32 protein-coding genes are annotated in these 19,082 nt (G+C 34.8%); all 32 read left to right on the top strand.

Annotated features, from left to right (window positions below; genetic code table 11):
• Positions 1-5: 5 nt before the first annotated feature.
• The 32 genes from fusA to eno all read left to right on the top strand — a co-directional run bounded on the left by fusA (position 6) and on the right by eno (position 19,067).
• Positions 6-2,162 (top strand): elongation factor G, encoded by a 2,157-nt coding sequence (gene fusA / locus DOS84_RS15600; RefSeq protein WP_111411028.1) that lies wholly within the window; start codon positions 6-8, stop codon positions 2,160-2,162.
• Positions 2,163-2,173: 11 nt separating this feature from the next.
• Complete coding sequence (rpsJ, locus tag DOS84_RS15595) at positions 2,174-2,479, top strand: 30S ribosomal protein S10 (protein WP_007803605.1); 306 nt, start codon at positions 2,174-2,176, stop codon at positions 2,477-2,479.
• Between the two features lie 154 nt (positions 2,480-2,633).
• On the top strand, positions 2,634-3,251 hold the full coding sequence (gene rplC, locus DOS84_RS15590; RefSeq protein WP_077377776.1) for a 50S ribosomal protein L3: 618 nt from the start codon (positions 2,634-2,636) through the stop codon (positions 3,249-3,251).
• Positions 3,251-3,880, top strand: coding sequence for a 50S ribosomal protein L4 (rplD, locus tag DOS84_RS15585; protein WP_111411027.1), 630 nt, complete (start codon positions 3,251-3,253; stop codon positions 3,878-3,880). Before rplC ends, rplD begins: the two co-directional genes overlap by 1 nt.
• A 6-nt stretch (positions 3,881-3,886) precedes the next feature.
• Positions 3,887-4,177, top strand: a complete 291-nt coding sequence (rplW, locus tag DOS84_RS15580; protein ID WP_077377770.1) for a 50S ribosomal protein L23 — start codon at positions 3,887-3,889, stop codon at positions 4,175-4,177.
• A 6-nt stretch (positions 4,178-4,183) separates the two neighbouring features.
• Positions 4,184-5,008, top strand: coding sequence for a 50S ribosomal protein L2 (gene rplB, locus DOS84_RS15575; protein WP_077377767.1), 825 nt, complete (start codon positions 4,184-4,186; stop codon positions 5,006-5,008).
• 6 nt (positions 5,009-5,014) lie between these two features.
• Positions 5,015-5,293 carry a 30S ribosomal protein S19 gene (gene rpsS / locus DOS84_RS15570; protein WP_035637298.1) on the top strand — a complete coding sequence of 93 codons (279 nt, stop codon included), beginning with the start codon at positions 5,015-5,017 and terminating at the stop codon, positions 5,291-5,293.
• Positions 5,294-5,299: 6 nt separating this feature from the next.
• On the top strand, positions 5,300-5,713 hold the full coding sequence (rplV, locus tag DOS84_RS15565) for a 50S ribosomal protein L22 (RefSeq protein ID WP_007803631.1): 414 nt from the start codon (positions 5,300-5,302) through the stop codon (positions 5,711-5,713).
• Between the two features lie 5 nt (positions 5,714-5,718).
• Complete coding sequence (gene rpsC, locus DOS84_RS15560; protein ID WP_077377764.1) at positions 5,719-6,474, top strand: 30S ribosomal protein S3; 756 nt, start codon at positions 5,719-5,721, stop codon at positions 6,472-6,474.
• 19 nt (positions 6,475-6,493) lie between these two features.
• Positions 6,494-6,919 (top strand): 50S ribosomal protein L16, encoded by a 426-nt coding sequence (gene rplP / locus DOS84_RS15555; protein ID WP_100433326.1) that lies wholly within the window; start codon positions 6,494-6,496, stop codon positions 6,917-6,919.
• A gap of 13 nt (positions 6,920-6,932) precedes the next feature.
• Positions 6,933-7,124 carry a 50S ribosomal protein L29 gene (gene rpmC / locus DOS84_RS15550; protein WP_035668115.1) on the top strand — a complete coding sequence of 64 codons (192 nt, stop codon included), beginning with the start codon at positions 6,933-6,935 and terminating at the stop codon, positions 7,122-7,124.
• 17 nt (positions 7,125-7,141) lie between these two features.
• On the top strand, positions 7,142-7,402 hold the full coding sequence (gene rpsQ, locus DOS84_RS15545) for a 30S ribosomal protein S17 (RefSeq protein ID WP_026707010.1): 261 nt from the start codon (positions 7,142-7,144) through the stop codon (positions 7,400-7,402).
• Between the two features lie 2 nt (positions 7,403-7,404).
• Positions 7,405-7,773 (top strand): 50S ribosomal protein L14, encoded by a 369-nt coding sequence (gene rplN / locus DOS84_RS15540; protein WP_007803649.1) that lies wholly within the window; start codon positions 7,405-7,407, stop codon positions 7,771-7,773.
• 11 nt (positions 7,774-7,784) lie between these two features.
• Positions 7,785-8,099: a 50S ribosomal protein L24 gene (gene rplX / locus DOS84_RS15535; RefSeq protein ID WP_035668111.1), complete on the top strand. Its 315-nt coding sequence runs from the start codon at positions 7,785-7,787 to the stop codon at positions 8,097-8,099.
• Between the two features lie 2 nt (positions 8,100-8,101).
• Entirely contained in the window at positions 8,102-8,653 is a 552-nt protein-coding gene (gene rplE / locus DOS84_RS15530; RefSeq protein WP_077377755.1) for a 50S ribosomal protein L5, read from the top strand.
• A gap of 3 nt (positions 8,654-8,656) precedes the next feature.
• Positions 8,657-8,926, top strand: a complete 270-nt coding sequence (gene rpsN / locus DOS84_RS15525) for a 30S ribosomal protein S14 (RefSeq protein WP_026707007.1) — start codon at positions 8,657-8,659, stop codon at positions 8,924-8,926.
• A gap of 104 nt (positions 8,927-9,030) precedes the next feature.
• Positions 9,031-9,429, top strand: coding sequence for a 30S ribosomal protein S8 (rpsH, locus tag DOS84_RS15520; protein WP_111411026.1), 399 nt, complete (start codon positions 9,031-9,033; stop codon positions 9,427-9,429).
• 18 nt (positions 9,430-9,447) lie between these two features.
• On the top strand, positions 9,448-9,990 hold the full coding sequence (gene rplF / locus DOS84_RS15515) for a 50S ribosomal protein L6 (RefSeq protein ID WP_111411025.1): 543 nt from the start codon (positions 9,448-9,450) through the stop codon (positions 9,988-9,990).
• 11 nt (positions 9,991-10,001) lie between these two features.
• Complete coding sequence (rplR, locus tag DOS84_RS15510; RefSeq protein WP_111411024.1) at positions 10,002-10,352, top strand: 50S ribosomal protein L18; 351 nt, start codon at positions 10,002-10,004, stop codon at positions 10,350-10,352.
• A 6-nt stretch (positions 10,353-10,358) separates the two neighbouring features.
• Positions 10,359-10,883: a 30S ribosomal protein S5 gene (rpsE, locus tag DOS84_RS15505; protein WP_100433331.1), complete on the top strand. Its 525-nt coding sequence runs from the start codon at positions 10,359-10,361 to the stop codon at positions 10,881-10,883.
• A gap of 12 nt (positions 10,884-10,895) precedes the next feature.
• Positions 10,896-11,078 carry a 50S ribosomal protein L30 gene (gene rpmD, locus DOS84_RS15500; protein WP_026706255.1) on the top strand — a complete coding sequence of 61 codons (183 nt, stop codon included), beginning with the start codon at positions 10,896-10,898 and terminating at the stop codon, positions 11,076-11,078.
• A gap of 11 nt (positions 11,079-11,089) precedes the next feature.
• Positions 11,090-11,542, top strand: a complete 453-nt coding sequence (gene rplO / locus DOS84_RS15495) for a 50S ribosomal protein L15 (protein ID WP_077377743.1) — start codon at positions 11,090-11,092, stop codon at positions 11,540-11,542.
• A 13-nt stretch (positions 11,543-11,555) separates the two neighbouring features.
• The gene (secY, locus tag DOS84_RS15490) at positions 11,556-12,902 is read left to right on the top strand and encodes a preprotein translocase subunit SecY (protein ID WP_111411023.1); all 1,347 of its coding nucleotides are present in this window, start codon (positions 11,556-11,558) and stop codon (positions 12,900-12,902) included.
• 3 nt (positions 12,903-12,905) lie between these two features.
• Positions 12,906-13,121, top strand: coding sequence for a translation initiation factor IF-1 (gene infA / locus DOS84_RS15485; protein WP_007136545.1), 216 nt, complete (start codon positions 12,906-12,908; stop codon positions 13,119-13,121).
• Between the two features lie 12 nt (positions 13,122-13,133).
• A complete protein-coding gene (ykgO, locus tag DOS84_RS15480) occupies positions 13,134-13,250 on the top strand; it encodes a type B 50S ribosomal protein L36 (protein WP_008992256.1) in 117 nt (38 codons plus the stop codon).
• A 2-nt stretch (positions 13,251-13,252) separates the two neighbouring features.
• Positions 13,253-13,627, top strand: coding sequence for a 30S ribosomal protein S13 (gene rpsM, locus DOS84_RS15475; RefSeq protein ID WP_100433334.1), 375 nt, complete (start codon positions 13,253-13,255; stop codon positions 13,625-13,627).
• An 8-nt stretch (positions 13,628-13,635) separates the two neighbouring features.
• On the top strand, positions 13,636-14,019 hold the full coding sequence (gene rpsK / locus DOS84_RS15470; protein ID WP_024981527.1) for a 30S ribosomal protein S11: 384 nt from the start codon (positions 13,636-13,638) through the stop codon (positions 14,017-14,019).
• A 92-nt stretch (positions 14,020-14,111) separates the two neighbouring features.
• A complete protein-coding gene (rpsD, locus tag DOS84_RS15465) occupies positions 14,112-14,717 on the top strand; it encodes a 30S ribosomal protein S4 (RefSeq protein ID WP_111411022.1) in 606 nt (201 codons plus the stop codon).
• A gap of 21 nt (positions 14,718-14,738) precedes the next feature.
• Positions 14,739-15,731: a DNA-directed RNA polymerase subunit alpha gene (locus tag DOS84_RS15460; protein ID WP_035637337.1), complete on the top strand. Its 993-nt coding sequence runs from the start codon at positions 14,739-14,741 to the stop codon at positions 15,729-15,731.
• A gap of 36 nt (positions 15,732-15,767) precedes the next feature.
• Positions 15,768-16,256 (top strand): 50S ribosomal protein L17, encoded by a 489-nt coding sequence (gene rplQ / locus DOS84_RS15455; RefSeq protein WP_111411021.1) that lies wholly within the window; start codon positions 15,768-15,770, stop codon positions 16,254-16,256.
• A gap of 296 nt (positions 16,257-16,552) precedes the next feature.
• The gene (gene carA, locus DOS84_RS15450; RefSeq protein ID WP_111411020.1) at positions 16,553-17,656 is read left to right on the top strand and encodes a glutamine-hydrolyzing carbamoyl-phosphate synthase small subunit; all 1,104 of its coding nucleotides are present in this window, start codon (positions 16,553-16,555) and stop codon (positions 17,654-17,656) included.
• A 118-nt stretch (positions 17,657-17,774) separates the two neighbouring features.
• On the top strand, positions 17,775-19,067 hold the full coding sequence (gene eno / locus DOS84_RS15445; protein WP_111411019.1) for a phosphopyruvate hydratase: 1,293 nt from the start codon (positions 17,775-17,777) through the stop codon (positions 19,065-19,067).
• The last annotated feature ends 15 nt before the right edge of the window (positions 19,068-19,082 follow it).

Here is a 19,082-nt window from a genome sequence, read left to right as displayed (position 1 = left end):
AAGAAATGGCTAGAGATCTTAAATATACAAGAAATATAGGTATTGCTGCTCATATCGATGCTGGTAAAACAACAACAACTGAGCGTATATTATTCTATACTGGGAAATCACATAAAATTGGTGAAGTACACGATGGTGCTGCAACAATGGACTGGATGGCACAAGAGCAAGAAAGGGGTATCACAATTACTTCTGCAGCTACAACTTGTGAATGGAATTTTCCAACTGAACAAGGTAAAGTTTTACCTGAAACATTGCCTTATCACTTTAATATTATCGATACCCCGGGACACGTTGACTTTACAGTTGAAGTAAACCGTTCTTTGCGTGTACTTGATGGTTTGGTTTTCTTATTTAGTGCGGTTGATGGTGTTGAGCCTCAATCTGAAACTAACTGGAGATTAGCAGATCAATATCGTGTGCCACGTATGGGATTCGTTAATAAAATGGATAGGCAAGGTTCTAACTTTTTGAATGTATGTCAGCAAGTTAGGGATATGTTGAAATCAAACGCTGTTGCGATCACTTTGCCAATTGGAGAAGAAAATGATTTCAGAGGTGTTGTTGATTTAGTGAAAAATCAAGCTATTGTATGGCATGATGAAACATTAGGAGCGACTTTTGATATTATCGATATCCCTGCGGATATGGTTGATGAAGTGAAAGAATACAGAGATATCCTTATTGAAGCGGTTGCTGATTATGATGAGAACTTGCTTGATAAATACATGGAAGATCCGGATTCTATCACGGAAGAAGAAATCAACAAAGCTTTAAGAGCTGCGACTATGGATATGGCTATCATTCCAATGATTGCAGGTTCTTCTTTCAAAAATAAAGGAGTTCAATTCATGTTAGATGCGGTATGTAAATATTTGCCATCTCCAATGGATAAAGAAGGTATTACTGGAATTCATCCAGATGATGCTGAATTGCTTGAAGAAGACCAAACTCAAATTTTGCGTAAGCCAGATGTAAAAGAGCCATTCGCTGCTTTAGCATTTAAGATTGCTACTGACCCATTCGTAGGTCGTTTGGCATTCTTCCGTGCTTATTCAGGAAGACTTGATGCTGGTTCTTATGTATTGAATACTCGTTCAGGTAATAAAGAAAGAATTTCTCGTATCTACCAAATGCACGCTAATAAACAAAATCCAATCGAATATATTGAGGCTGGAGATATTGGAGCTGCTGTTGGGTTTAAAGATATTAAAACAGGAGATACATTGTGTGATGAAAAACACCCAATTATTCTTGAGTCAATGAAATTCCCTGCTCCGGTAATTGGTATTGCTATTGAGCCTAAAACAAAAGCTGACGTTGATAAGATGGGTATGGCTTTGGCTAAATTAGCTGAAGAGGATCCAACGTTTACAGTTAGAACTGATGAAGCTTCAGGACAAACTATTATCTCTGGTATGGGTGAGTTACACTTAGATATCTTGGTTGATAGAATGAAACGTGAATTCAAAGTTGAAGTTAACCAAGGTGAACCTCAAGTTGAATACAAAGAAGCTTTTACAAAATCTGCTCAACACAGAGAAACTTATAAAAAACAATCTGGAGGTCGTGGTAAATTCGGTGATATCGTTTTCTTACTTGAACCTGCTGATGAAGTTGATGGTAAAGTTCCTGTTGGATTGCAGTTTGTTAATGCAGTAAAAGGTGGTAACGTACCAAAAGAGTATATTCCATCTGTAGAGAAAGGTTTCCGTGAGGCTATGAAAACTGGTCCTTTAGCAGGATACCAAGTAGATAGTTTGAAGGTTACTTTATTGGATGGATCTTTCCACCCTGTGGATTCTGATGCGCTTTCTTTTGAGCTTGCAGCAAGAATGGGGTATAGAGAGGTGGCTAAAGCAGCTGGTGCAGTTATTTTAGAGCCAATTATGAAAATGGAGGTGATAACTCCAGAAGAAAACATGGGGGATATCGTAGGTGATATCAACCGTCGTAGAGGTCAAGTAAATGACATGGGTGATAGAAATGGTGCTAAAACTATTAAAGCTGATGTACCATTGTCTGAAATGTTTGGATATGTAACAACTTTAAGAACTTTATCTTCAGGTCGTGCAACATCTACAATGGAATTTTCACACTACGCTGAAACGCCTTCTAATATTTCAGAAGCAGTTATCAAAAAAGCAAAAGGAAACGCATAATCTTTAAGAAAATGAGTCAAAAAATCAGAATAAAATTGAAGTCTTACGATCATATGTTGGTAGATAAGTCTGCTGAAAAGATTGTAAAAACGGTTAAAACTACCGGTGCAGTTGTTACGGGTCCAATTCCATTGCCAACTCACAAAAAACTTTTCACTGTATTGCGTTCTCCACACGTAAACAAAAAAGCTAGAGAGCAATTTGAAGTAATGTCATATAAGAGATTAATTGATATTTATTCATCTTCATCTAAAACTATTGATGCTTTAATGAAACTTGAATTGCCAAGTGGAGTTGAAGTTGAAATCAAAGTTTAAGTACTTTAAGAGTAAAAAGGAACGCCGTTTTTAGGTAAAAAATATTTTTTTGGTTTGTGTGTAAATAAGTTATACATTTGCACCCACTAAAAAAATAGGATTTGCTTAAAAGCTGCGTTCTATATTTATATTTAATAATTAATAATTAATATTTATGTCTGGGTTAATTGGTAGAAAAATCGGCATGACTAGTATTTTCGACGAAAACGGGAAGAATATTCCTTGTACAGTAATCGAAGCTGGACCATGCGTTGTTACCCAAGTCAGAACCAAAGGTGTTGACGGGTATGAAGCGTTGCAACTTGGTTTCGATGACAAAAACGAGAAACATTCCACAAAAGCGGCTGTAGGTCACTTTAAGAAAGCTGGAACTGTAGCTAAGAAAAAAGTCGTTGAATTCCAAGATTTTGCAACAGAACAAAAATTAGGAGATCTTATTGATGTTTCTATTTTTGCTGAAGGAGAATTTGTAGATGTACAAGGTGTATCTAAAGGTAAAGGTTTTCAAGGGGTTGTGAAACGTCACGGTTTTGGTGGTGTTGGACAAGCAACTCACGGTCAACATAACCGTTTAAGAGCGCCAGGTTCTGTAGGAGCTTCTTCTTATCCATCTAGAGTATTCAAAGGAATGCGTATGGCTGGAAGAATGGGAGGAGATAATGTAAAAGTTCAAAACCTTAGAGTTTTAAAAGTAGTTGCTGATAAGAACCTACTTGTTGTTAAAGGATGTATTCCTGGTTGCAAAAACTCTTATGTAATCATTCAGAAGTAATGGAAGTAAAAGTATTAGATTTCAACGGAAAAGATACTGGAAGAAAAGTTCAACTTTCTGATTCAGTTTTCGCAATCGAACCAAATAATCACGCTGTATATCTTGATGTAAAGCAATATTTGGCTAATCAAAGACAAGGTACTCACAAAGCTAAAGAAAGAGCTGAAGTAGCGGGAAGTACACGTAAGATTAAAAAACAAAAAGGTACAGGTACAGCTCGTGCGGGTAGTGCTAAAAACCCTTTATTTAAAGGTGGAGGAACAGTTTTTGGACCTAGACCAAGAAGTTATTCATTCAAATTGAATAAAAACTTGAAACGTCTTGCTAGAAAATCAGCATTTTCAATTAAAGCAAAAGAGTCGAATATAATCGTACTTGAAGATTTTAATTTTGAAACGCCAAACACTAAAAATTTCATTAATGTTTTGAAAGCTTTAGAGTTAGAAAACAAAAAATCACTGTTTGTGTTGGGTGATACGAATAAAAACGTATATTTGTCCTCACGAAATTTAAAAGCGTCTAATGTTGTAAGTAGCTATGAATTAAGTACTTACGCTATTTTAAATGCTAATAATTTAGTGCTTTTGGAGAGTTCTTTGGAAGTAATTGAAGAAAATTTAAGTAAATAATAGGATATGAGCATCATAATTAAACCTATAGTAACGGAAAAAGTAACCAAAGAAAGTGAAGTTTTAAACCGCTTCGGATTCGTTGTTGACAGAAAAGCAAACAAAGTACAAATTAAGAAAGCTGTTGAGGCTGCTTATGGAGTAAATGTTTTGAGTGTTAATACAATGAATGTGAGACCGGATAGAACTACAAAATACACTAAAAGTGGTTTAATCAGTGGAAAGACTAACGCTATTAAAAAAGCGATTGTTCAAGTACAAGAAGGAGAAACAATTGATTTTTACAACAATATCTAAGATAAAATGTCAGTAAGAAAATTAAAACCTATTACCCCAGGTCAGCGATTTAGAGTTGTGAATGGTTATGACGCCATTACAACTGATAAGCCGGAACGCTCTTTGATAGCGCCGATAAAAAACTCTGGAGGTAGAAATAGTCAAGGAAAGATGACCATGCGTTATACGGGTGGTGGTCACAAGCAGAGATATCGTATTATTGATTTCAAACGTACAAAAGAAGCAATTCCGGCTACAGTGAAATCTATTGAATACGATCCAAATCGTACTGCGTTTATCGCTTTATTAGCTTATGCTGATGGTGAGAAAACTTATATTATTGCTCAAAACGGATTGAAAGTTGGTCAGAAAGTAGTTTCTGGACCAGAATCTCAACCTGAAATTGGTAATACTTTACCTTTAAGCAGAATTCCTTTAGGGACTGTTATATCTTGTATCGAATTGAGACCAGGGCAAGGGGCTGTAATTGCTCGTTCTGCTGGGACATTTGCTCAATTAATGGCAAGAGATGGAAAATATGCTACAATTAAAATGCCATCAGGTGAAACAAGATTAATCTTGTTGACTTGTTCAGCTACAATTGGAGCAGTTTCTAATTCAGACCACCAATTAGTTGTATCTGGTAAAGCAGGTAGAACAAGATGGTTAGGAAGAAGACCTAGAACAAGACCTGTTGCAATGAACCCTGTCGATCACCCAATGGGTGGTGGTGAAGGACGTTCTTCTGGTGGACATCCACGTTCAAGAAATGGAATACCAGCTAAAGGTTATAGAACTCGTTCTAAGAAAAACCCGAGTAACAAGTATATCGTAGAACGTAGAAAGAAATAATAAGATATGGCACGTTCATTAAAAAAAGGACCTTTCGTTCATTATAAGTTAGACAAGAAAGTTGCAGAAAACATCGCAGGTGGAAATAAAGGAGTGGTTAAGACATGGTCTAGAGCTTCTATGATTACTCCAGACTTTGTTGGACAAACAATCGCAGTTCATAACGGTCGTCAATTTGTACCAGTTTACGTAACAGAAAACATGGTAGGTCACAAATTAGGAGAATTTTCACCAACTAGATCTTTTAGAGGTCATGCTGGAGCAAAAAATAAAGGTAAAAAATAAGAAGCAATGGGAGTTCGTAAAAGAGAAACAGCAGATGCGAGAAAAGAGGCTAATAAGTCTATAGCTTTCGCAAAATTGAATAACTGCCCTACTTCACCTAGAAAAATGCGCTTAGTAGCGGACTTGGTAAGAGGTCAGAAGGTAGAAAGAGCACTTAACATATTAAGATTCAGTTCGAAAGAAGCTTCAAGAAAATTAGAAAAACTATTATTATCTGCAATCAATAACTGGGAGCAAAAAAATAGTGAAGGTAATCTTGAAGAAGCTGGATTATTTGTTAAAGAAATCCGTGTAGATGGTGGAATGATGTTGAAAAGACTTCGTCCAGCTCCACAAGGTAGAGCACACAGAATAAGAAAACGTTCTAACCACGTTACAATCGTGTTAGGAGCTATCAATAACACACAAAGCAATTCTTAAGCAGCATGGGACAAAAGACAAATCCAATTGGAAATAGACTTGGTATCATCAGAGGGTGGGACTCAAACTGGTATGGTGGAAATGATTACGGTGATAAATTAGCCGAAGATTATAAAATCAGAAAGTATATCCATGCTCGTTTATCAAAAGCTAGTGTATCGAAAGTAATCATCGAGAGAACTTTGAAACTTGTAACCGTTACTATCACTACTGCAAGACCTGGTATTATTATTGGGAAAGGTGGACAAGAGGTAGACAAGTTGAAAGAAGAACTTAAGAAAATTACTGATAAAGAGGTTCAAATCAACATCTTTGAAATTAAAAGACCTGAACTTGACGCGTATCTAGTTGCTACAAGCATCTGTCGTCAAATCGAAAGTAGAATTTCTTACAGACGTGCAATCAAAATGGCTATTGCTGCTTCTATGCGTATGAACGCTGAAGGTATCAAAGTTTTGATCTCTGGTCGTTTGAATGGTGCTGAGATGGCTCGTTCAGAGGGTTTCAAAGAAGGTAGAATTCCTCTATCAACTTTCAGGGCTGATATTGATTATGCTTTGGCTGAAGCTCATACTACTTATGGTAGAATGGGTATCAAAGTATGGATCATGAAAGGTGAAGTTTATGGAAAGAGAGATCTTTCTCCACTTGCTGGAATGGACAAAAAACAACCAGGTGGTGGTAAAGGTGGAGATTCTCCTAGAGGAGACAGAAAGCCTTTTAATAAAGGTGGAAAACCAGACGCTCGTAAACGAAAGTAAATTTTTAAACTAAAGAAAAATGTTACAGCCTAAAAGAACAAAATACCGTAAGGTACAAAAAGGTAAAATGAAAGGAAATTCTCAAAGAGGACATGAACTTTCTAATGGAATGTTTGGTATTAAATCTGTACATGAAGATGGAATGTTCTTAACCTCTCGTCAAATCGAAGCTGCGCGTATCGCTGCAACTCGTTTTATGAAAAGAGAAGGACAATTATGGATCAAAATATTTCCAGACAAACCTATCACTAAGAAGCCTCTTGAGGTACGTATGGGTAAAGGTAAAGGTGCCGTTGAATATTGGGCTGCCGTTGTTAAACCCGGAAGAATTATGTTTGAAGTTGGAGGAGTTCCTTTGTCAGTTGCAAAAGAGGCATTACGTCTTGCAGCTCAAAAGCTTCCAGTAAAAACTAAATTCGTTATTGCTAGAGATTTCGAAGCATAATCTATATTATATTATGAAACAATCAGAAATAAAAGATCTTTCTGCAGCGGAGTTGCAAGAAAAACTTAGCCAGACTAAGAAGGCATATGCCGACCTAAAAATGGCTCACGCTATTTCTCCAATTGAGAACCCACTTCAAATTAGAAGTGTAAGAAGAACAGTTGCAAGATTAGCTACAGAACTTACTAAAAGAGAGTTACAATAATTGTATTCTGCTGAAAGATGGAAGAAAAAAGAAATTTAAGAAAAGAAAGAGTTGGGGTTGTTACTTCAAATAAAATGGATAAATCCATTGTGGTTGCTCAGGTAACTAAAGTAAAACACCCATTATACGGTAAGTTCGTGTTGAAAACAAAGAAATTTGTTGCACATGACGAAACAAACGACTGTAACATAGGAGATACTGTAAGAATTAGCGAAACGCGTCCTTTGAGTAAATCAAAATGTTGGAGATTAGTTGAAATCCTAGAAAGAGCTAAATAATTATGGTACAACAAGAATCAAGACTAAAAGTAGCAGATAACACGGGAGCAAAAGAAGTTTTAACTATCCGTGTTTTAGGAGGTACCAAAAGAAGGTATGCCTCTGTTGGAGACAAGATTGTAGTATCTATAAAAGACGCAACACCTAACGGAAACGTTAAAAAAGGTGCTGTTTCAACTGCAGTTGTTGTACGTACCAAAAAAGAAGTAAGAAGAGCTGATGGTTCTTATATCCGTTTCGATGATAATGCATGTGTTCTTTTGAATGCTGCAGGGGAAATGAGAGGAACTCGTGTTTTTGGTCCGGTAGCAAGAGAACTTCGTGAAAAACAATTCATGAAAATTGTATCATTAGCACCAGAAGTGCTTTAATTCGTTTTAAGATGATAAAGCTAAAAATAAAATCAGGAGACATCGTAAGAGTAATTGCTGGAGACCATAAAGGTGCTGAAGGCAAAGTTTTACGTGTTTACCGTGAGAAAAACAAAGCAATTGTTGAAGGTGTAAACATGGTTTCTAAACATACGAAACCTAGTGCAAAAAGCCCTCAAGGTGGTATTGTAAAGAAAGAAGCTTCTATTCAAATTTCTAATATATCTTTAATTGATCCTAAAACTAAGGAAACAACAAGAGTAGGTATTAGAGTTGAAGGAGATAAGAAAGTAAGATTTTCAAAAAAATCTAATCAAGTACTATAGTAATGGCATATATACCTAGACTAAAAGAAGAATATAAGAGTAGAGTTATCTCTGCTCTTAAAGAAGAATTCGGTTACACAAACGTAATGCAAGTTCCAAAATTGGAAAAAATCGTTTTGAGTAAAGGAGTTGGTGCAGCAGTATCTGATAAAAAATTGATTGACTATGCAGTTGATGAATTAACTAAGATAACTGGACAAAAAGCAGTATCTACTATCTCTAAGAAAGACGTTGCGTCTTTCAAATTGAGAAAAGGGATGCCTATTGGAGCAAAAGTTACTTTGCGCGGTGAAAGAATGTATGAGTTTTTAGATAGACTTATTACTTCTGCTTTACCACGTGTTAGAGATTTCAGTGGTATTAAAGCTACTGGTTTTGACGGTAGAGGAAACTATAATCTTGGTGTTTTAGAGCAAATCATTTTCCCAGAAATTGATATTGACAAAGTAAATAAAATATCTGGAATGGACATTTCTTTTGTAACTACTGCAAAAACAGACAAAGAAGCAAAGTCATTGTTGGCTGAATTAGGTTTACCTTTTAAAAAGAATTAAGATATGGCTAAAGAATCAATGAAAGCCCGTGAGGTTAAGAGAGAAAAAACGGTAGCTAAGTATGCTGAGAAAAGAAAAGCTTTGTTAGAAGCTGGAGATTTCGTAGGTTTGCAGAAATTACCGAAAAATGCTTCGCCAGTTCGTTTGCACAATCGTTGCAAATTGACAGGTAGACCAAGAGGGTATATGCGTCAATTCGGTATTTCACGTGTTACATTCCGTGAAATGGCAAACAATGGATTGATACCGGGTGTTAAAAAAGCATCTTGGTAGAAAAAATATTCAGACGTGAGTAATCACGTCTGTTTTTCACATTTATAAACTGGTTTCAGGTTCGATTACGTTTAATCGAAAACCGTTACCGCAAATCAATACATATGTATACAGATCCAATTGCAGATTATTTGACGAGAGTTAGAAACGCTGTGGCTGCAAACCACAAAGTTGTCGAAATTCCAGCATCTAATCTAAAAAAAGAGATAACAAAGATCTTATTTGATCAAGGTTATATCTTAAGTTACAAATTTGAAGACAACGCTGTTCAGGGTTCAATCAAAATTGCTTTGAAGTATGATAAAGATACTAAAGAGCCTGTAATCAAAGATATCCAAAGAATTAGTAAACCAGGTTTACGTAAGTACACAGGTGCTTCTAAAATACCGAGAATCCTTAACGGATTAGGAATTGCTATTGTTTCAACTTCAAAAGGGTTGATGACAGGGAAACAAGCCAAGCAATTAAATGTAGGTGGAGAAGTAATTTGTTACGTATACTAATTTTAAAGACTATATAAGATGTCAAGAATAGGTAAAAGCCCAGTAACAATACCAGCTGGTGTAACTATTACAGTTGCCGACGGTATTATTACGGTAAAAGGAAAAAACGGTCAACTAACACAGGAGTTTTCGGACGTAACTGTTACAGTTGAGGGAGATCAAGTTCTAGTAGAAAGATCTTCTGATCATAAAGACCAAAGAGCAAAACACGGTTTGTATAGATCTTTGATTAATAACATGGTTATTGGTGTAACAGAAGGTTTTACAAAATCTTTAGAATTGGTTGGAGTTGGTTATAGAGCTTCAAATCAAGGACAAAAGTTAGATTTAGCGCTTGGGTTCTCACACAATATTATTTTAGAAGTAGCTCCAGAGGTAACTCTTGAAACTATATCTGAAAAAGGTAAAAACCCAATTGTAAAATTAACATCATTAGATAAACAACTTTTAGGTCAAGTTGCGGCAAAAATTAGAGGTTTCCGTAAGCCTGAGCCGTACAAAGGAAAAGGTGTTAAATTTGTAGGTGAAGTATTAAGAAGAAAAGCAGGTAAATCAGCTTAAAAAATAAGATTATGTCATTAACAAAACCTGAAAGAAGACAACGTATTAGATTCAGAATTAGAAAAACGATTAGTGGTACTGCTACTAAACCGAGACTATCTGTTTTTAGAAGTAACAATGAAATTTACGCTCAATTAATTGACGATGTAAACGGAGTTACTATATTAGCTGCTTCTTCAAGAGAAAAAGAAATAGGAAAAGGTACGAACATTGAAGTGGCTACAGCTGTAGGGAAACTTGCAGCAGAGAAAGCTTTGAAAGCAGGTATAAGTGAAGTTACTTTCGATAGAGGAGGTTACTTATATCACGGTCGTATTAAATCATTAGCGGAAGGCGCAAGAGCGGCTGGACTTAAATTCTAATATATTATGTCTAATAAATACAAGAATATAGAGTTAGTAAAACCAAGTGGTCTTGAATTAAAAGATCGTTTGGTGAGTGTAAATCGTGTTACTAAGGTTACAAAAGGAGGTAGAGCTTTTGGTTTTTCTGCTATTGTAGTTGTAGGTGATGAAAATGGAGTTGTAGGTCATGGATTAGGAAAATCTAAAGACGTTTCTGAAGCAATTGCGAAAGCAGTAGAAGATGCAAAGAAAAATCTTGTGAAAATTCCTTTGAACGGACAATCAGTTCCTCACGAACAAAAAGGTAAATTTGGTGGTGCACGTGTATTTTTAATTCCTGCCTCTCATGGTACAGGAGTTATTGCTGGTGGAGCTGTTCGTTCAGTTCTTGAATCAGTAGGAATTCATGATGTATTGTCAAAATCACAAGGATCTTCAAATCCTCACAACGTAGTGAAAGCAACTTTTGATGCTTTATTACAAATGAGAAGCGCTTACACTGTTGCAAAACAGAGAGGTGTTTCTTTAGAAAAAGTTTTTAAAGGTTAATTCAAGGAAATTATGGCTAAATTATTAGTAAAACAAGTTCGAAGCAAAATCAACTGTCCTCTTACTCAAAAAAGAGGTTTGGAAGCTTTAGGCCTACGTAAAATGGGACAAGTTGTAGAGCATGATTCAAATCCTGCTATCCTTGGGATGATAAATAAAGTTAAACACTTAGTTTCTGTTGAAGAAGCTAAATAACAAATACTGTTATGAATTTAAGTAACTTACAACCTGCTGAGGGTTCTACACACAATCAAAACAAAAGATTAGGTAGAGGTGAAGGTTCTGGTAAAGGTGGTACCTCTGCAAGAGGACACAAAGGAGCAAAATCTCGTTCTGGTTATTCTAAAAAGATTGGTTTTGAAGGAGGGCAAATGCCACTTCAAAGACGTGTACCTAAGTTTGGTTTCACTAACATCAATCGTAAAGAATACGAAGGTGTTAATCTTGATACTCTTCAATTATTAGTTGATAATGGAGTAATTACAGATACTGTTGATATGACAGTTTATGTAGCTAATCGTCTTGCTACCAAAAATGAAATCGTTAAGATTTTAGGTAGAGGAGAATTGAAAGCAAAATTAAAAGTAACTGCTCACAAATTTACTGCTACTGCAAAAGCTGCTATCGAAGCTGCTGGTGGAGAAGCTGTAACCATGTAATATTACAATTAAGATGAAGAAATTTATTGAATCAATAAGTAATGTTTGGAAAATAGAAGAACTAAAAAATAGAATTTTAATTACTTTAGGTCTACTTCTTGTTTATCGTTTTGGTGCCCATGTTACACTTCCCGGAATTGACGCAACTCAATTAACTGGATTAGCTGGGCAAACTAAAAATGGATTAGGATCTATTCTAGACATGTTTACCGGAGGTGCATTTTCGAAAGCTTCAGTTTTTGCTTTGGGAATTATGCCTTATATTTCTGCATCTATTGTTGTGCAACTTATGGGAATTGCAATTCCTTATTTGCAAAAACTTCAGAGTGATGGAGAGAGTGGTAGAAAGAAAATCAATCAAATTACCCGTTGGTTAACTATCGTTATAACTTTAGTACAAGGGCCAACTTATATCTACAATCTTTACAGAACTTTACCTAGTTCAGCTTTTATTTTGGGGTTTAACTCTTTTGAATTTTTATTTTCTTCAGTTGTAATCTTAGTTACTGGTACAATTTTCGCCATGTGGTTGGGAGAAAAAATAACTGATAAAGGAATTGGAAATGGAATTTCCCTTTTGATAATGGTTGGTATTTTGGCTAGGTTGCCACAAGCTTTTATTCAAGAATTTACAACTAGAGTAACTAACAATAATGGTGGACCAATGTTATTGGTTGTTGAAATCATTATCTGGTTACTTGTGATTATATCTTGTGTATTACTTGTAATGGCAATTAGAAAAATTCCAGTACAGTATGCCCGTCGTACAACATCTGGTGATTTCGAACAAGATATGATGGGTGGTAATAGACAATGGATTCCATTGAAGCTTAATGCAGCAGGTGTAATGCCTATTATATTTGCACAAGCGATTATGTTTATTCCTGCGGCTGTTGCTGGTTTGTCTAAGTCAGATGCTTCTCAGTCTGTTGTTGGTGCTTTTAGTAATATGTTCGGTTTTTGGTATAATTTAGTTTTTGCAACATTAATAGTTGTATTTACTTTCTTTTATACAGCAATTACAGTTCCTACTAATAAGATGTCTGATGATTTAAAGAGAAGTGGTGGTTTTATACCAGGTATTAGGCCGGGTGTTGAGACTTCAGATTATCTTGATAAAGTGATGTCTTTAATAACTTTTCCAGGATCTTTATTTCTTGCTTTGATAGCTGTGTTCCCAGCCATTGTTGTAAGTCTTATGGATGTTCAACAATCTTGGGCTATGTTTTTTGGAGGGACTTCATTGATAATTATGGTTGGAGTTGCAATAGATACTATTCAGCAGATTAATTCATACTTGTTGAATAAACATTATGATGGTTTGATGAAAAGTGGTAAAAATAGAAAAGCAGTAGCTTAACTTATGGCAAAACAATCAGCAATAGAACAAGACGGATCAATCATTGAGGCATTGTCTAATGCAATGTTCCGTGTAGAGTTAGAAAATGGACATATTGTAATTGCTCATATTTCTGGAAAAATGCGTATGCATTACATCAAATTATTACCTGGTGATAAAGTGAAACTAGAAATGAGTCCTTATGATTTGTCAAAAGCAAGAATTACTTATAGATATTAAAGGATATTCACTATGAAAGTTAGAGCATCAGTAAAAAAGAGAAGTCCCGAGTGCAAAATTGTGCGTAGAAAAGGGAGATTGTACGTAATAAACAAAAAGAATCCTAGATTTAAACAAAGACAAGGATAATTATGGCAAGAATAGCAGGGGTAGATATCCCAAAAAATAAGAGAGGTGTTATAGCACTAACCTATATCTTCGGATTAGGAAGAAGTAGAGCAATTGAGATTTTAGAAAAAGCTCAAGTTAGCCAAGATAAAAAAGTTCAAGATTGGAATGATGACGAGATCGGAGCAATTCGTGAAGCTGTTGGAACATTCAAAATTGAAGGAGAATTACGTTCTGAAGTTTCTTTAAACATCAAACGTTTAATGGATATTGGTTGTTATAGAGGTATCCGTCACAGATCTGGTCTTCCATTAAGAGGACAAAGAACTAAAAACAACTCTAGAACTAGAAAAGGTAAAAGAAAAACTGTTGCTAACAAGAAAAAAGCAACTAAATAATAAGTAATATGGCTAAAGCAACTGCAAAAAAACGTAAAGTTATCGTTGAATCAACGGGTGAGGCTCATATTTCTGCTACCTTCAATAACATCATTATTTCTTTGACTAACAAAAAAGGTGAAGTTATTTCTTGGTCTTCAGCTGGTAAAATGGGTTTTAGAGGTTCTAAAAAGAACACTCCATACGCAGCTCAAATGGCAGCAGAAGATTGTAGTAAAGTAGCTCTTGAGGCTGGACTTAAAAAAGTAAAGGTTTATGTTAAAGGACCAGGAAACGGACGTGAGTCTGCTATCCGTTCTTTACATAACGGTGGAATTGAAGTTACAGAGATTATCGATGTTACTCCAATGCCGCACAATGGATGTCGTCCTCCAAAAAGACGTAGAGTTTAATACTCAAAAGTAATTATAGTATAACCTAGATTGAACATAGATTATCGAAGGATAAGACCTGAATTCATAATCTCAATCTTAAACAATTTAAAATGGCAAGATATACTGGTCCTAGTACAAGAATCGCTCGTAAATTTGGCGAGGCAATTTTCGGAGACGATAAAGCTTTCGAAAAAAGAAATTACCCTCCTGGACAACACGGGATGGCAAAAAAAAGAGGAAAAAAATCTGAGTATGCTGTTCAGTTAATGGAAAAGCAAAAAGCTAAATATTCTTATGGGATTTTAGAAAAACAATTCAGAAATTTATTCGAAAAAGCATCAGCTACCAAAGGTGTAACTGGTGAAGTATTGTTACAATTATGCGAAGCTAGATTAGACAATGTTGTTTTTAGAATGGGTATTGCTCCTTCTAGAAGAGGTGCTCGTCAAATCGTTTCTCATCGTCACATTACTGTTAATGGAGAAAATGTTAACATTCCTTCTTACCACTTGAAACCAGGTGATGTAGTAGGTGTTCGTGAAAAATCTAAATCTTTAGAGGCTATCGAACGTTCTTTATCTAATTCAAGTCATGTTTATGAGTGGATTACTTGGAATAATGAAACTAAACAAGGTACATTTGTAAGTGTTCCTGCTAGACTTCAAATTCCAGAAAACATTAAAGAACAATTAATCGTAGAGTTGTACAACAAATAATAATTGACTTAGTCGAAATTTATGGCAATATTTAATTTTCAGAAGCCCGATAAAGTTATCATGATCGATTCAACCGATTTTGAAGGTAAATTTGAGTTTAGACCTTTAGAACCTGGTTACGGATTGACTGTTGGTAATGCACTTAGAAGAGTTTTGCTTTCAGCATTAGAAGGTTATGCAATTACATCTGTTCGTATAGAAGGTGTAGATCATGAGTTTTCTACTATTTCAGGAGTTGTTGAGGACGTTACCGAAATTATTCTTAATCTTAAACAAGTGCGTTTCAAACGTCAAATTGAAGATATAGATAATGAATCAGTTACTATTTCTGTTTCTGGTAAAGATCAATTAACAGCTGGTGATTTTCAAAAATTTATTTCAGGTTTCCAAGTTTTGAATCCAGAACTTGTTATCTGTAATTTAGATAGTAAAATTAAACTGAATTTCGATTTAACTATCGAAAAAGGTAGAGGATATGTTCCTGCTGAGGAGAACAAAAAACAGAATGCTGCAATAGGAACTATTTTTACTGATTCAATTTTTACTCCTGTAAAAAATGTGAAGTATGCAATTGAAAACTTCCGTGTAGAGCAAAAAACGGATTATGAGAAATTGGTTTTTGAAATAAAAACTGACGGATCAATAAATCCAAAAGACGCTCTTACTGAAGCTGCAAAAGTTTTGATTCACCATTTCATGTTGTTTTCTGATGAAAGAATTACACTAGAGGCTGACGAAATTGCACAAACAGAATCTTATGATGAAGAGTCATTGCACATGAGACAATTGCTTAAAACTAAGCTTGTTGACATGGATCTTTCTGTTAGAGCATTAAATTGCTTGAAAGCGGCTGAAGTTGATACACTTGGTGATTTAGTATCGTTCAATAAAAATGACCTAATGAAATTCCGTAATTTTGGTAAAAAATCTTTAACTGAGCTAGATGAACTAGTTGCAATTAAGAATTTAACCTTCGGTATGGATTTAGCAAAATACAAACTAGATAAAGAATAATCTAATCCCGCTTGCGGGATTAAATTTCATAAAGCAATGAGACACGGAAAAAAATTCAATCACTTAAGCAGACAGACTGCACATAGAAGTTCTATGTTAGCAAATATGGCTTGTTCTCTTATTGAGCACAAACGTATTAACACTACTGTTGCTAAAGCTAAAGCGCTTAAACAATTCGTTGAGCCGCTTATAACAAAATCAAAATCTGATACTACTCACAATCGTCGTATCGTTTTTGCTTACTTACGTAGTAAATATGCAGTAACTGACTTGTTCAGGGATGTTGCAGCTAAAGTAGGTGATCGTCCAGGAGGATACACTCGTATCATTAAAGTTGGAAATCGTTTAGGAGATAATGCTGATATGGCAATGATCGAATTAGTAGATTTCAATGAACTTTACAACGGCGGTAAAAAAGAAGTTAAAAAAGCAAAAAGCCGTCGTGGTGGAAAAGCTAAAAAAGCAGATGAGGCTACTGAAGCTCCAATTGCTGAAGCAGAAACTACAACTGACGCTGCTGAATAATTATGAAAATAATCATTCGATAATAATCAAGGATAAGCTATTTATAGTTTATCCTTTTTTTTTGATTTTTAATTAAATTGATGGATTGATTATTGTTTTCGTTAATTGATTCAGAAGTAGAAGTAGAAATAGTGCTAATGTAATTTGGTTTTGTAATATTTCATTTTGTCTTTTTTGAACATTTTATGGCCATTTTGTTACTCTGTGTCATTGAGTTTTAAATTGACTGAATTATTCATAAAAAACGTTGCGTCCACTGTTTTAAAAATTTAAATTTGCACAATATTAAATTACATATGAAATATACAACACGAAAAAGCGCTATTCTTTTATTAAGTGACGGAACCATATTCCACGGAAAATCAATTGGAATAAGTGGAAAAACATTTGGTGAAGTTTGTTTTAATACAGGTATGACAGGATATCAAGAGATTTTTACAGATCCTTCTTATTTTGGTCAATTAATGGTTGCTACAAATGCTCATATTGGAAATTATGGGGTGAATGACAAGGAAGTTGAATCTAGTAGTATAAAAATTGCTGGTTTGATTTGTAAAAATTTTAGTTTTAATTATTCTAGAGTTGACTCATCAGGAAGTTTGGAAGATTATTTTGCTAAACAGAATTTGATTTGTATTTCGGATGTAGATACACGTGCTTTAGTAAGTTACATACGTGAAAACGGAGCAATGAATGCAGTTATCTGTACTGATGATACTCCTGTTGAAGAGTTGAAAGTATTGTTAGCCGAAGTTCCTGAGATGGAAGGATTGGAACTGGCGTCAAAAGTATCTACTCTTGAACCTTATTTTTACGGGGATGAAAATGCAACATATAAAATTGCTGCCTTGGATCTAGGAATAAAGGAAAATATTCTGCGAAACTTAGCTAAAAGAGATTGTTATGTTAAAGTTTTCCCATACAACTCAACCTATCAAGAATTAGCATCTTTTAATCCAGATGGTTTTTTCTTGTCCAATGGACCTGGTGATCCTGATCCTTTGGAATCTGCAATACAAGTTGCAAAAGATATTCTTAAAAATGATAAGCCTTTATTTGGTATTTGTTTAGGGCATCAAGTTATTGCTTTGGCAAATGGTGTTTCAACATACAAAATGTTCAATGGACATAGAGGAATTAATCATCCTGTGAAAAACATAATAACCGGTAAAGGTGAAATTACTTCTCAAAATCATGGATTTGCCGTAAATAAAGAAGAACTTGATAATCACCCAGATTTAGAAATTACACATTTGCATTTGAATGATGGAACTGTAGCAGGGATGAGAATGAAAAATAAAAATTGTTTTTCTGTTCAATATCATCCCGAAGCAAGTCCTGGACCGCACGATTCTTCTTATCTTTTTGATCAGTTTATTGAAAATATCAAATCTGTATAAGACTAAAACGTTATCGTTAATAAATAAAAGTACATTAACGTTTTTGGAATAAAGACTTGTGATTTTTTTTACTTAATTTTGAGTAAAATACAAATTAATAACATAAAAAATAAGAATAATGAGTATTATTGTTAAAATTCACGCAAGACAAATTTTCGATTCAAGAGGAAATCCTACAGTAGAAGTAGATGTAGTAACAGAAAACGGAGTTTTAGGTAGAGCTGCTGTTCCGTCAGGAGCATCAACTGGTAAATTCGAAGCAGTTGAATTACGTGACGGAGGAAAATCTTTCTTAGGAAGAGGTGTCTTAAAAGCTGTTGAAAATGTAAATACTAAAATTGCTGAAGAATTAGTTGGAACATCAGTTTTTGAACAAAACTTGATTGACCAAGCAATGATTGATTTGGATGGTACACCAAATAAAGCAAACTTGGGAGCAAATGCTATTCTTGGAGTTTCTCTTGCTGTTGCAAAAGCTGCTGCTAATGAATTAGGATTGCCTTTATATAGATATGTAGGAGGTGTCTCTGCAAATACGCTACCTGTTCCTATGATGAATATCATTAATGGAGGTTCACATTCTGATGCGCCTATCGCATTTCAAGAATTTATGATTTTCCCGGTAAAAGCAACTTCTTTTACTCATGCTATGCAAATGGGTACTGAGATTTTTCACAATCTTAAAAAAGTATTGCACGATAGAGGTTTGAGTACTGCTGTTGGTGATGAAGGAGGATTTGCTCCAAACTTAGCTGGTGGAACTGAAGATGCTTTGGATACTATCAAATTGGCAGTTGAAAAAGCAGGGTATTCTTTTGGAGATGAAATTATGGTGGCTTTAGACTGTGCTTCGTCAGAATTTTATGTTGATGGAAAATACGATTATTCTAAATTTGAAGGTGCAACTGGAAAAATTAGAACTTCTGCTGAACAAGTAGATTATTTAGCTGAATTAGCTGCTAAATATCCAATTATATCTATTGAGGATGGAATGGATGAAAATGACTGGGATGGATGGAAATTATTGACCGAAAAAATTGGTAATAAAGTTCAATTAGTTGGAGATGATTTGTTTGTAACTAATGTAGAGCGTTTGTCAACTGGAATTGAAAAAGGAATTGCAAATTCAATTTTGATAAAAGTTAATCAAATTGGTACTTTGACTGAAACAATTGCTGCAGTTAATATGGCTAAAAATGCGGGTTATACATCTGTAATGTCTCACCGTTCTGGAGAGACAGAAGATAATACAATTGCTGATTTGGCAGTTGCATTAAACTGTGGTCAAATCAAAACTGGATCTGCCTCACGTTCTGATCGTATGGCAAAATACAACCAATTATTAAGAATTGAAGAGGAATTAGGGAATTCTGCATATTTTCCTGGAAAAAAGGCATTCAAAATAAAGTAATTGTAATGAAATTGT

The sequence above is a fragment of the Flavobacterium aquariorum genome (assembly GCF_003254745.1).
Taxonomy (GTDB): domain Bacteria; phylum Bacteroidota; class Bacteroidia; order Flavobacteriales; family Flavobacteriaceae; genus Flavobacterium; species Flavobacterium aquariorum.
The sequence above is the reverse complement of the archived record's forward strand: the minus strand, read 5'-3'. Positions and strand labels throughout refer to the sequence as shown.

Excerpts from the sequence above, each read along its gene's own strand:
- DOS84_RS15460 (WP_035637337.1), top strand. The coding sequence starts at position 14,739 with ATGGCAATATTTAATTTTCAGAAGCCCGATAAAGTTATCATGATCGAT.
- carA (WP_111411020.1), top strand. The coding sequence starts at position 16,553 with ATGAAATATACAACACGAAAAAGCGCTATTCTTTTATTAAGTGACGGA.
- rplV (WP_007803631.1), top strand. The coding sequence starts at position 5,300 with ATGGGAGTTCGTAAAAGAGAAACAGCAGATGCGAGAAAAGAGGCTAAT.
- rpmD (WP_026706255.1), top strand. The coding sequence starts at position 10,896 with ATGGCTAAATTATTAGTAAAACAAGTTCGAAGCAAAATCAACTGTCCT.
- rplO (WP_077377743.1), top strand. The coding sequence starts at position 11,090 with ATGAATTTAAGTAACTTACAACCTGCTGAGGGTTCTACACACAATCAA.
- rpsS (WP_035637298.1), top strand. The coding sequence starts at position 5,015 with ATGGCACGTTCATTAAAAAAAGGACCTTTCGTTCATTATAAGTTAGAC.
- rpsJ (WP_007803605.1), top strand. The coding sequence starts at position 2,174 with ATGAGTCAAAAAATCAGAATAAAATTGAAGTCTTACGATCATATGTTG.
- rplR (WP_111411024.1), top strand. The coding sequence starts at position 10,002 with ATGTCATTAACAAAACCTGAAAGAAGACAACGTATTAGATTCAGAATT.
- rplW (WP_077377770.1), top strand. The coding sequence starts at position 3,887 with ATGAGCATCATAATTAAACCTATAGTAACGGAAAAAGTAACCAAAGAA.
- rpsK (WP_024981527.1), top strand. The coding sequence starts at position 13,636 with ATGGCTAAAGCAACTGCAAAAAAACGTAAAGTTATCGTTGAATCAACG.
- eno (WP_111411019.1), top strand. The coding sequence starts at position 17,775 with ATGAGTATTATTGTTAAAATTCACGCAAGACAAATTTTCGATTCAAGA.
- rpsQ (WP_026707010.1), top strand. The coding sequence starts at position 7,142 with ATGGAAGAAAAAAGAAATTTAAGAAAAGAAAGAGTTGGGGTTGTTACT.
- rplE (WP_077377755.1), top strand. The coding sequence starts at position 8,102 with ATGGCATATATACCTAGACTAAAAGAAGAATATAAGAGTAGAGTTATC.
- rplP (WP_100433326.1), top strand. The coding sequence starts at position 6,494 with ATGTTACAGCCTAAAAGAACAAAATACCGTAAGGTACAAAAAGGTAAA.
- rplN (WP_007803649.1), top strand. The coding sequence starts at position 7,405 with ATGGTACAACAAGAATCAAGACTAAAAGTAGCAGATAACACGGGAGCA.
- rplQ (WP_111411021.1), top strand. The coding sequence starts at position 15,768 with ATGAGACACGGAAAAAAATTCAATCACTTAAGCAGACAGACTGCACAT.
- rpmC (WP_035668115.1), top strand. The coding sequence starts at position 6,933 with ATGAAACAATCAGAAATAAAAGATCTTTCTGCAGCGGAGTTGCAAGAA.
- rplB (WP_077377767.1), top strand. The coding sequence starts at position 4,184 with ATGTCAGTAAGAAAATTAAAACCTATTACCCCAGGTCAGCGATTTAGA.
- rpsC (WP_077377764.1), top strand. The coding sequence starts at position 5,719 with ATGGGACAAAAGACAAATCCAATTGGAAATAGACTTGGTATCATCAGA.
- rpsM (WP_100433334.1), top strand. The coding sequence starts at position 13,253 with ATGGCAAGAATAGCAGGGGTAGATATCCCAAAAAATAAGAGAGGTGTT.
- rplF (WP_111411025.1), top strand. The coding sequence starts at position 9,448 with ATGTCAAGAATAGGTAAAAGCCCAGTAACAATACCAGCTGGTGTAACT.
- rplD (WP_111411027.1), top strand. The coding sequence starts at position 3,251 with ATGGAAGTAAAAGTATTAGATTTCAACGGAAAAGATACTGGAAGAAAA.
- rpsE (WP_100433331.1), top strand. The coding sequence starts at position 10,359 with ATGTCTAATAAATACAAGAATATAGAGTTAGTAAAACCAAGTGGTCTT.
- infA (WP_007136545.1), top strand. The coding sequence starts at position 12,906 with ATGGCAAAACAATCAGCAATAGAACAAGACGGATCAATCATTGAGGCA.
- secY (WP_111411023.1), top strand. The coding sequence starts at position 11,556 with ATGAAGAAATTTATTGAATCAATAAGTAATGTTTGGAAAATAGAAGAA.
- rplX (WP_035668111.1), top strand. The coding sequence starts at position 7,785 with ATGATAAAGCTAAAAATAAAATCAGGAGACATCGTAAGAGTAATTGCT.
- rplC (WP_077377776.1), top strand. The coding sequence starts at position 2,634 with ATGTCTGGGTTAATTGGTAGAAAAATCGGCATGACTAGTATTTTCGAC.
- rpsD (WP_111411022.1), top strand. The coding sequence starts at position 14,112 with ATGGCAAGATATACTGGTCCTAGTACAAGAATCGCTCGTAAATTTGGC.
- fusA (WP_111411028.1), top strand. The coding sequence starts at position 6 with ATGGCTAGAGATCTTAAATATACAAGAAATATAGGTATTGCTGCTCAT.
- rpsH (WP_111411026.1), top strand. The coding sequence starts at position 9,031 with ATGTATACAGATCCAATTGCAGATTATTTGACGAGAGTTAGAAACGCT.
- rpsN (WP_026707007.1), top strand. The coding sequence starts at position 8,657 with ATGGCTAAAGAATCAATGAAAGCCCGTGAGGTTAAGAGAGAAAAAACG.
- ykgO (WP_008992256.1), top strand. The coding sequence starts at position 13,134 with ATGAAAGTTAGAGCATCAGTAAAAAAGAGAAGTCCCGAGTGCAAAATT.